Origin of the sequence: Thalassospira sp. MCCC 1A03138 (assembly GCF_002115785.1) — a bacterium.
GTDB lineage: Bacteria > Pseudomonadota > Alphaproteobacteria > Rhodospirillales > Thalassospiraceae > Thalassospira.
Window position 1 is genome coordinate 23081 of record NZ_JFJY01000012.1, and the last position, 10526, is coordinate 33606.

Below are 10526 nucleotides of genomic sequence, written 5' to 3' on the forward strand. Positions count from 1 at the left end.
CATGAAATCGTTGGTTCTGGAAAAAAAAGACGACATCACCCTGCGCGATTTTCCTGCCATTGACCGTGCGGAAGAGGTCCTTGGCCCACGCGACGTGCGCATCAAGATGCATACAGTCGGCATTTGCGGATCGGATGTACATTACTACACCCATGGCCGGATTGGTCCATTTGTGGTCAATGCGCCAATGATCCTGGGGCACGAAGCATCCGGCACCGTGATCGAAACCGGAAGCGATGTCACAACGCTGTCCGTTGGCGACCGGGTCTGTATGGAGCCGGGTGTCCCCGACCCCAACAGCAAGGCAACCCGCCTTGGCATGTATAATGTTGATCCGGCTGTACGCTTTTGGGCAACCCCGCCGGTACACGGGATTTTGCGCCCGACCTGTGTGCACCCCGAAGCCTTTACCTTCAAGCTTCCCGACAATGTATCCTTTGCCGAGGCCGCCATGGTCGAACCGCTTGCAGTGGGTGTCCACGCCGCCACCAAAGCCCGGATCAAACCGGGCGATATCGCGGTGGTCATCGGGGCTGGCCCCATCGGACTGGTCACGGCATTGTCGGCATTGGCCGGTGGCTGTGCCCGGGTGTATGTCGCCGACCTTGCCGAAAAAAAGCTTGAAATAGCAGCATCCCTAAGTGCGGCGATCATCCCAATTGATGTCAAATCCCAAAACATCCCCGAGGTGATCAAACGCGACACCGATGGCTGGGGGGCCGATATCGTGTTTGAAGCCACCGGCTCGCCCAAAGCTGCCGCCGGAGTTTTTGAACCCCTTTGCCCGGGTGGGTGTGTCGTCATGATTGGCGGTCAGCCTGATCCGATCAGCTATGATGCAGGGGCAGCGATGATCCGGGAAGCCCGGATCGAGAATATTTTCCGTTATGCCCATGTCTTTCCGCGTTGTGTTGCCATGCTGAGTTCCGGCGCAATCGACGTAAAACCCCTAATCACCAGAACATTCGCATTCGAAGACAGCGTGCGCGCATTCGAGATCGCAGCATCCGCCCCACCGGCGGATGTCAAATTACAGATCGAATTGCCGCAATAGGGAGAAGCCTTATGGCCGACGTAAAAATAGAAAACGTAATCAAACGCTACGCCAATGTTCAGGTCATGCACGGGGTGAATGTCGACATCAAGGATGGCGAGTTTGTCGTCCTGGTGGGGCCGTCTGGTTGTGGCAAATCAACACTGTTGCGCATGCTTGCCGGGCTAGAGGAAATCAGCGAAGGCACCATTTCGATTGGCGGACGGATCGTGAATGATGTTCTGCCGAAAGAACGCGATATTGCAATGGTGTTCCAAAGCTATGCACTTTATCCCCACAAAACGGTGTATGAAAATATCGGCTTCCCGCTCAAGATGGCGAAACGACCGGAAAGCGAGATAAAGCAAAAGGTCACCAACGCCGCCGAAATTCTCGACCTTGCCCATCTTCTTGACCGCTATCCCAAGCAGCTTTCCGGCGGCCAGCGCCAACGTGTCGCCATGGGCCGCGCCATCGTACGAGATCCGCAAGTCTTCTTGTTTGACGAGCCGCTTTCAAACCTGGATGCCAAACTGCGCGTGACCATGCGCGTTGAGATCAAGGAACTGCATCAGCGTCTTGGCACAACGATTGTCTATGTCACCCATGATCAGATCGAAGCAATGACCATGGCTGACAAAATCGTCGTCATGCGTGATGGCCGGGTCGAGCAGATTGGTTCTCCGTTGGATCTGTATGACAATCCGATTAACGTTTTTGTTGCCGGCTTCATCGGCTCACCCTCGATGAATTTCGTTCATGGCAAGATAACGGAACACAACGGCACAAAACGCTTTGAATCCGATAACGGTCTGATCCTGCCAATACCACCTACCACCGCACCAACGGGCAAATCAGTGACCTACGGCATTCGTCCTGAACATATCGATATTGGCGACAAGGGCATTGCAATGAATGTCGTGGTCGTTGAACCAACAGGTTCTGAAACCCAGATCGTTGCGAAATCAAACGGTGACCTCATTGACGCCCTCGTCAAACAGCGTATTTCTGCCCGCCCCGGCTCCGAACTTCATTATGTGATTGATCCGGTCAACGTGCATCTGTTCGACCGCGATACTGAACTGCGGATATAGGGGAGCCCGATGAATTCACCTGCCGCAGTAATTTTCGACCTTGACGGTTGTCTGGTCGATAGCGAACCCCTGTCGCTTGAGGTCATCGCAACCGAAATGCGCCGCCTCGGAATTGATGGCATTACGGTTAATGATATCCGTGACCGGTTTCTGGGGGTTTCCATCCAAGACATTTGCAGGCATGTCTCCGAACGTCTCGGCCAGGCCTGCCCGGACGATTTTATCGACCGGGTCGAAACGCGCCTGCTAACAGAGTATCAAACGCGCCTCCAACAGATTGAGAATGCGGAAAGGTTGTTGAATCGGCTTTCAAATGCGGGGATGAAAACGGCACTGGCAACCGGCAGCTCCTTGCGACGAATGGCGGCAACTCTTGAAATATCGGGTCTTGCCTCGCATTTCCTTGGCACCGCATACAGTGCCGAGCAGGTCGCCAATGGCAAACCCGCGCCTGACTTATTCCTGCTTGCCGCAGAGGGCATTGCAACCGATCCCAAAGATTGTGTTGTTATTGAAGACTCTCCGCATGGCGTAAAAGGAGCTATCTCAGCCGGAATGAGAGCGATAGGTTTTGTAGGTGGAACGCATTTGCACGACATTCGCCCACATCAAACCCAACTGCTTAAATCCGCCGGTGCATCAAAAATCTTTGAAAGCCTTCAGGAGGTTGGAGATGCAATTTTGGACAGGCCTGCGTAACATCAACATGGTTGCGTGCTATCGGTAAAGAATAACCGCTTCAATTTTCACAGAAGGCTTTGGGATGACTTTTCTTGGAATTGACCTCGGGACCTCCGGTATCCGTCTACTGTTGATTGACGACGGTGGTGTGCCGATAGGCTCGGCGGAACGCAACTATCACGCCAGCCATCCGCACCCGGGTTGGTCTGAACAAAATCCTTCCGACTGGATTGCAGCACTGGAAGATTCCATTGCCGAACTGCGTGATAATTTTCCGCAGTTTGCCGCACTGCGGGGCATTGGCGTAGCTGGCCATATGCATGGAGCGACACTTCTGGATAACAGCGGACGGGTCTTGCGCCCCTGTATTCTGTGGAATGACACGCGCTCTCATACCCAGGCCGCGCGCCTTGATGCCAAAGAACCGTTTCGTGCCATTTCAGGCAATATCGTCTTTCCGGGGTTTACCGCGCCCAAACTTGAATGGGTGCGGGAAAACGAACCCGATATTTGTGCAAAAACCGCAAAGGTTCTTCTGCCTGCTGCTTATCTTAACTATTACCTGACCGGGGAATATGTTGCGGACATGTCGGATAGCGCGGGCACCTCATGGCTTGATGTGGGTAATCGGACATGGTCGAACACGTTGCTTTCTGCCGGAAACATGCGCCAAGATCAGATGCCCCGCCTTGTCGAAGGCACGGACGAAGCCGGTCGCCTGCGGCCGGCTCTTTTGGACAAATGGGGTATTGGTGGGCCGGTTTCGGTTGCCGGTGGTGCGGGTGATAATGCAGCAGCAGCCTGTGGCATTGGCGCGCAGAATGAAGGAGAGGGATTTGTCTCGCTTGGCACATCTGGTGTGTTGCTATCAGCACGCGACGGCTATCATCCGGCACCAGAAACTGCGTTGCATACATTCTGTCATGCCATCCCTGGACGATGGTACCAGATGGGCGTTATGCTCTCGGCAACAGATAGTCTGAACTGGCTTGCACGGATTACCGGTCAAAAGCCAACAGAGCTAACTGCAAAACTCGATGGCAATCTCAGAAAACCCGGGACTGTCCACTATCTCCCTTATCTGGCAGGGGAAAGAACGCCACATAATGATGCAGAGATCCGTGGCAGCTTCACTGGTCTAGCAACCGAAACGAGCCGCGAAGATCTTACGCGTGCCGTGCTTGAAGGAGTTGCTTTTGGCTTACGCGACAGTTTTGAGGCACTGACTGCAACCAACGCCAGACTCAAGCAACTCATTGCCATAGGAGGAGGCTCCGCATCTCGCTACTGGATAGAGCTGATAGCCACCGTCCTCGGCGTTCCCCTGGCTCTTCCCAAAAGTGGCGAATTTGGTGCGGCTCTGGGTGCAGCAAGGCTTGGCATCGCTGCCGCAACCGGTGCCACTGCTGACAGGATCATGTCCATCCCGGAAGTGCATGAAACCATTGATCCGAATGAAAGTTTGCGATCTGCATTCGACGCTGCCTATCAAAACTTCCGAAAGGCCTATCCGCTCATAAAAGCCTGCCAGCAACAATCATAACGCGGTTTGAACGCGACAGAGGATTTTTCGAAAACGGGGTTCATTTTGGGAATATTACTTTCGTAAAGTTATCATCTGCCCTTTAACACCCCGCCAAGAACCTCACCTTAAATCCGCCCCTTCTGCCACCCCAATCCTGCTGACAGTCGCTCTGCTGAAGACGTTACCAGACGGATTATATGTTCAAGTTCGGAATCATGCGTTCGGAACGCAGGTGCCGCAACGTTCAGGGCTGCAATTGCCGATCCGTCCATAGCGAATACAGGTGCTGCAATCGAGACCAATTGATCGCTTACCTCGCCCCTGCTGAGACAATAACGCTGCTGTTGAATTTTCGATAGTTCAGCAAGGATAGCGCCACGTGTCCCCAAAGAGTTGGTCGTAAATTTCTCTGGCTTTGCCGGCACACATCTTTCAATCGTTTCTCGGGGTTGAAAGGCCAAAAGCGCCTTTGGCGACCCGGCATAAAGCGGACGGCGGCGCCCCACCACCGCATGAACACGCAGATCACGGGACGGCTCGCATTTCGCGATGCAAAGAGCTTCGTTGCCATCAAGTATTCTTAGCTGCACGGTCTCGTTCACCCGCTGGCATAACTCCTCAAGAATGGGGTTCGCCAGTTTAACCAGATCGATTTGCGAACTTGCCGTGATTCCGAGTACCAACATCGAATTTCCAAGCTGATAACCGTTATCCTGATCCCGAATTACCACCTGACGCTGTTCCATTGTATGCAACAAACGGAATGCTCTGGATTTTGTTAAGCCGGTTTTTTTCGCTAAATCGGTCACTCCAGAATGCGGATCACGAGCAACAGCCATTAAAAGATCGAACGCCTTACTAACTGATTCTACTTTATAATTTTCATTTCCCATCAATCCACCTCCCTGACAAACCGAAGCCATACTTTATGTATCGCAGAGCGAAACTCAAATAAAATAAATTTGACACACCACAAATTCGTTTTTCATCATGCCCCCACGAGATCCTCTCTCGAACGTATCGCAAATAAAAATAAAATACCCATCGAACTCCAGCCAATCAGGGAGCCACCTAGTGCTTTATTCACTGACACGACGTGCCTTAACGGGCTCGGCAATTTTACTTTTTGCAACCTCGGCTGTTCCAGCCATTGCACAAGAAGATACCACCCTGTCTATCGGGATGGCCGCCGTCATCACCTCGCTTGATCCACACGAAGATTCAAACTCCCCCAACAACGCCACAAGCCGCAATATCTTTGACAGCCTTATCAATCGCGGCGGGTCGGCCGAAAACAAACCGCAGCTTGCGACCTCATGGGAGGTGCTTGACAGCACCCACTGGCGTTTCAAGCTTCGTGAAGGCGTCAAATTCCATGACGGTTCAACATTTGACTCCGAAGACGTTGTGGCTTCATTGCTCCGTGCCCGAGACAAGGAAAGCAAGGCCTTTGCCTCTTACACCCGCAATATTGCAGAAGTGACAGCAGATGGCCCAAATGCTGTCATCGTCGAGACCACTGTTGCAGATCCGATGATCCTGAACTCGCTAAGCCGTATCCGCATCATCAGCTCTGACTATGCAGATGCCACTGTCGCCGATTTCGAAAACGGAAAAGCGGCAACAGGCACCGGTCCCTTCAAGTTTGTTTCTTATACCCCTGGGGATCGGATCGAGCTGGACCGCAATGACGACTATTTTGCGGGCCCTTCAGAATGGTCGCATGTCACCATCCGGATGGTTCCCGACAATGGCGGTCGTCTGGCATCTTTGCTTGCCGGTGACCTGGACCTGATTGAAGCTTTGCCCGCGGAAGGCGTAGATCGTGTAGAAAGCAGTGATGGCATGCACATCATTCGCGGACAATCAACCCGTCTTGTATATCTTGGCATGGACGTCGCTCGCGATCAGACACCGTTCGTAACAGCGAAAGATGGCTCGGCACTGGGCACCAATCCGTTCAAGGACGAGCGCGTTCGCAAAGCGCTTCTTATGGCGATCAATCGTGATGCGATTGTTGATCGCGTAATGCGCAAAAACGGAACGGTTGCAGATCAGTTTGTTGCCAAAGGCTTTTTCGGTCATTCTGAAGAAGTTGAAAAAGTCGCCTATGACCCGGAAGGCGCACGCAAGTTGCTGGCCGATGCGGGCTATCCGGACGGCTTTGCCATGACCATTCACGGCCCGTCTGGCCGCTATGTCAATGACAGCGAAGTCCTGCAGGCAGCCGGCCAGATGTTCTCGCGCATCGGCATTGACACCAAGGTCGAAGTCCTGCCGTGGTCGGTTTATTCCAACAAATACTCGGACGGTGAATATTCGCTGTTCCTGGGATCATGGGGCGTAAATACGGGCGAAGTATCCAATCCAGCTCTCGCCATCGTTGCCGGTCGCGATGCCGAAAAAGGTACCGGGCGTTATAACGGCAGCGGTATCAATATCCCGGAAGTTAATGCTTTGCTTGATGAAGCCACATCAACTTTGGAAGAAGCAGCACGCGAGCCGCTTTTGAAGGAAGTTTCAAAACTGGTCTTCAACAATAACTGGTTGCTCCCGATGCACTACGAGAACGTGGTCATGGGCGCAAAATCCAATATCATCTACAAGCCGCGTGGCGATAAATACACGCTGGCCTATGAAGTGCATAATTCCGCAAAGTCGGAATAAAGCGAGACCCCGGGGGTGAATTCACACCCCCGGAAGTCCCCAAGACGATTTCCCACGGAGATAAAAATGCAAGAACTTGGAACGAGCGGTGCTGCTGCACGCGCGCGCGCCGTGTATGACTATGGTGAAACGGCTATTTTTGCGTCCAAAGCCGATCCCCGTTTTCATATGCTGCTATATGTTCCGCCTGCTGCTGCCACGGGCCGTAAAGTTGACCTTCTGGTGGCAGTTCACGGTACCGGTCGCACATCAGCCATTGAATTCCGGGACGGATTTGCCGAGTTCGGCCTGTATCATGATTGCGCTATTCTGTGTCCGATCTTTCCAATGAATGTCCGTGGCGATGGCGCACGATCTGGTTACAAATACATGATCGAAGGCGATATCCGTTATGACGAAATCGTTCTCTCGATGGTCGCGGAAATGGCTGAAAAGTATCAGCAGGACTGGTCCCGTTTCGCCATGTTCGGCTTCTCTGGCGGCGGACATTTCACCCATCGCTTCGCCATCCTGCGTCCCGAAAACCTTTGGGCTGCCTGTATCGGTGCCCCCGGTTCCGTCACGCTGCTAGATCCCGATCGCGACTGGTGGGTTGGCGTGCGAGACCTTCAGGAAAAATTCGGTCGACCGTTCGACGCCGAAGCCCTTGCACGCGTACCGGTGCAAATGGTTGTCGGTAGTGTCGATCTTGAAAACTGGGAAATCATGCACGAACCAGGATCGAAATACTGGATGGAAGGCGCAAACGATGCCGGAAACACCCGTCCGGAACGCCTTCGGAGCCTGAAGGCTTCGTTTGAAAGCGCCGGGGTTAATGTAACGTTTGATGAAGTTCCCGGCGTTGCCCATGACCGATTAAAAGTACTGGGTCATGTGAAGGCCTTTCTTGCCGAACGCCTCAAGGAGAAACGTGCATGAGCCGCAATGCCACAATTGTCGCGCCACAACCCGAAGCCGTAGAAGCCGGAGCAGAAGTTCTCGAACGCGGCGGGAACGCGATTGATGCTGCCCTTGCCTGTGCTTTCGTTCAGGGCGTCGTCGACCCACAGATGTCAGGGATTGGTGGCTTTGGTTCCATGCAGGTTTACATGCCCAAACGTGGCATTCACGAAATGCTGGAATTCTATGCCCTTGCCCCCGCAGCATCCACACCGGATATGTGGCTGAACAAGCTGCTGGGCCAAAGCCGCGACGGGTTCGGGTTCATACTCGAGGACAATATTTCTGAAATTGGATACCTTGCCTGTTGTACTCCCGGATCTCTCAAAGGCTATGAAACAGCATTGCGTGATTACGGCACATGGGAGTGGGGCGATCTTATCAAGCCTGCGATCCGCCATGCAGAAGAAGGCTTTATGATCCGCCCTCACATGCACTGGTACTGGACCAAGGATCAAACCAGTGACGGGCAGGTCAACACACTCGACAAGCTTCGCTTTTCCGAAACAGGCAGGCGCATCTATTTCCACAATGATGGTAGTGTACGCGGTGTAGGAGACATTCTGCGCAACCCGGATCTTGGGCAGACATTGCGCAGAATTGCCGAAAGCGGCAACTCGGACATTTTCTATCACGGTGAAATCGCAGAACAGATTGCAACGGATTTCGCCCAAAATGGCGGACTGATAGGTCTGGATGATCTCGCACAATATTCCGTCTCAAAAGCAGCCCCCGTATGGGGCAGCTATCGCGGCCACAGGATTGCATCAAGCCCTCCTCCCGGTTCCGGTTTTCCGATGATCGAGTTGCTCCATATTATGGAAAACTTCGACGTTGGCGCCATGACGCACGGTTCGGCAGAACATATCCGCACGCTCTTCGAGGCGATGAAGCGAATGACAATCGACAAGGACATGCATATGGGCGATCCCGAATATGTTCATGTTCCCGTCAAACAGCTTCTGTCAAAGGAGCATGCGGCAAAACTGGCGGAATCCATTCGCCGCGGCGAACGGGCCAATGTCGAGCGCCTGGACCTGTCGCAGCGTGACACAACCCACATCTCCGTCATCGACGCGGAAGGCAACGCTGTTGCCATGACCCATTCCCTTGGCAGTCCTTCCGGTGCAATCACGGATGGGCTGGGTTTCATGTATAATGGATTGATGGGGCGCTTTGACCCACGCCCGGGCCGGGCAGCTTCGATTGCACCGCGCAAACGTCGCGCAAGTTCCGCGGCACCAACAATTGTCTTTGATGGCGAAAGCCCGTCGATTGTAATTGGCGCCCCTGGCGGCAGTTACATCGCCCCAAGCGTAGCCCAAGGCATCATGAACATGATCGATTTCAAAATGGATATTCATGAAGCCGTCTCGGCTCCCCGTATCGTCGGTGTCTCCAATTCGATAGACATATCCAACAGAACTCGACATTCGGTCGCAAGCGACCTGCGCAATGACGGCTATACCGTTGTACGTTCTCCACAGGCTTATGCTTTTGCAGCATTACACGGCATTCAGGTGAAGGATGGGCAATCGGCTGGTGCAGCAGATCCGCAGCGTGATGGAATGGCGATCAGCATTAAAGCCCCAAAAAGGAGCTAGGATATGGTCACCTCCTTAATCCGGCGCATGATACAGGCAGCCTTTGTCATCTTCGCGATGACGCTGATTGTTTTTATTGGTATCAACGTAATCGGCAATCCGGTCGATATCCTTATCAACCCGGATCTCAATCAGGCAGAAAGAGCACTGGTCATCAAGCATCTGGGTCTCGACCAGCCTTTATGGAGCCAGTATCTGAGCTTCATAAAGGGGCTGATGCAGGGAGATTTTGGCGACAGCTTTGTCTACAAGCGTCCCGCGCTGGAGGTCATTCTTGAACGACTGCCCGCAACGCTTGAACTCGCACTTTGCGCAATGGTTATTGCCATTGTTGTTGGTCTACCTCTCGGACTTTATGCAGGGCTCTATCCGGAACGAATTTCGTCGCGCCTGATCATGACGGGTTCAATTCTGGGCTTTTCGCTCCCGACATTCTGGGTCGGCCTGATGTTTATATTGCTATTTGCAGTTCAACTCGGATGGCTGCCTTCAAATGGACGCGGGGAAACCGCAATGCTGTTTGGTACGCCATGGTCATTCCTGACTTCCGACGGTATTTCGCACCTGCTTCTTCCGGCATTGAATCTGGCGCTATTCAAGACCTCCCTCATCCTTCGCCTGACACGCGCCGGCGTGCAGGAAGTCATCATGCAGGATTTTGTCAAATTCGCGCGCGCCAAGGGCCTGAGTCAATCCCGGATCATTCTTGTGCATATCCTCAAGAATCTGATGATCCCGGTCGTGACAATCATTGGTCTGGAATTCGGGTCACTAATTGCATTCTCTGTCGTGACAGAAAGCATTTATGGCTGGCCGGGAATGGGCAAGCTCATCATAGACAGCATCAATCTTCTCGATCGCCCCGTGATCGTCGCTTACCTGATGATGATGGTGATCCTGTTTGTGACGCTGAACTTCATTATCGACATCTGCTATACGCTGCTGGACCCTCGCGTCCGGCTCGAAGGAAAAGGATAATCCGT

General features: G+C 53.1%; 9 protein-coding genes. 8 read left to right on the forward strand and 1 reads right to left on the reverse strand.

What is annotated here, in order from left to right:
- The first annotated feature begins 1 nt into the window (after position 1).
- The 4 genes from TH468_RS19315 (at position 2) to xylB (ending at position 4351) form a co-directional block, all read left to right on the forward strand.
- Entirely contained in the window at positions 2-1054 is a 1053-nt protein-coding gene (locus TH468_RS19315) for an NAD(P)-dependent alcohol dehydrogenase (protein ID WP_085646161.1), read from the forward strand.
- 11 nt (positions 1055-1065) lie between these two features.
- Positions 1066-2127, forward strand: coding sequence for an ABC transporter ATP-binding protein (locus tag TH468_RS19320; protein WP_085646162.1), 1062 nt, complete (start codon positions 1066-1068; stop codon positions 2125-2127).
- A 9-nt stretch (positions 2128-2136) separates the two neighbouring features.
- On the forward strand, positions 2137-2826 hold the full coding sequence (locus TH468_RS19325) for an HAD family phosphatase (protein WP_085646163.1): 690 nt from the start codon (positions 2137-2139) through the stop codon (positions 2824-2826).
- Between the two features lie 64 nt (positions 2827-2890).
- The gene (xylB, locus tag TH468_RS19330) at positions 2891-4351 is read left to right on the forward strand and encodes a xylulokinase (protein WP_085646164.1); all 1461 of its coding nucleotides are present in this window, start codon (positions 2891-2893) and stop codon (positions 4349-4351) included.
- Positions 4352-4458: 107 nt separating this feature from the next.
- On the opposite strand, the gene TH468_RS19335 is transcribed toward xylB, so the two are convergent.
- Complete coding sequence (locus TH468_RS19335) at positions 4459-5226, reverse strand: IclR family transcriptional regulator (protein ID WP_085646182.1); 768 nt, start codon at positions 5224-5226, stop codon at positions 4459-4461.
- A gap of 181 nt (positions 5227-5407) precedes the next feature.
- Between TH468_RS19335 and TH468_RS19340 the strand changes: the two genes are divergently transcribed.
- The 4 genes from TH468_RS19340 (at position 5408) to TH468_RS19355 (ending at position 10521) form a co-directional block, all read left to right on the forward strand.
- Positions 5408-7000 (forward strand): ABC transporter substrate-binding protein, encoded by a 1593-nt coding sequence (locus tag TH468_RS19340; protein WP_210402272.1) that lies wholly within the window; start codon positions 5408-5410, stop codon positions 6998-7000.
- Positions 7001-7066: 66 nt separating this feature from the next.
- Entirely contained in the window at positions 7067-7918 is an 852-nt protein-coding gene (locus TH468_RS19345; RefSeq protein WP_085646166.1) for a hydrolase, read from the forward strand.
- Positions 7915-9543 (forward strand): gamma-glutamyltransferase, encoded by a 1629-nt coding sequence (gene ggt, locus TH468_RS19350; protein WP_085646167.1) that lies wholly within the window; start codon positions 7915-7917, stop codon positions 9541-9543. The genes TH468_RS19345 and ggt overlap by 4 nt, the downstream gene beginning before the upstream one ends.
- Positions 9544-9546: 3 nt before the next feature.
- A complete protein-coding gene (locus TH468_RS19355) occupies positions 9547-10521 on the forward strand; it encodes an ABC transporter permease (protein WP_085646168.1) in 975 nt (324 codons plus the stop codon).
- Positions 10522-10526 lie beyond the last annotated feature (5 nt).